We start from the raw sequence: 265 nt of genomic DNA on the forward strand, positions 1-265 counted from the left end.
CGACCTCATGCAAACGCTCCACCGTCCACCCAGAAGCGAGACGTCCCAAAGCGCACAATTATTGCTCCCTTTCAATTTTCATACACGTCGGCCACACTTCAGAAAACCCAACATCTCCCTCAGATAAACCGGCATTGTTCATCCACAGATGCTCCCCCTTCTGCAGGACAGCACGACCCATCATGCTCACAGCCCGCACATGGCGGGGCTGTAGGGCCTCGACTGCGGGTATCAGGGGCAGGCCGCCCACCAAGTTCATAAGGGT

The 265-nt window shown here is 56.6% G+C and carries 1 protein-coding gene; it reads right to left on the minus strand.

The window, feature by feature from the left end:
- Window positions 1-58: 58 nt before the first annotated feature.
- Window positions 59-265 (minus strand): hypothetical protein (locus tag KVT32_RS30315; RefSeq protein WP_217619455.1); only part of this gene is annotated, 207 nt, incomplete at its 5' end.

The sequence above is a fragment of the Achromobacter sp. GbtcB20 genome (genome assembly GCF_019091095.1).
Taxonomy (GTDB): Bacteria; Pseudomonadota; Gammaproteobacteria; order Burkholderiales; family Burkholderiaceae_B; genus Achromobacter; species Achromobacter mucicolens.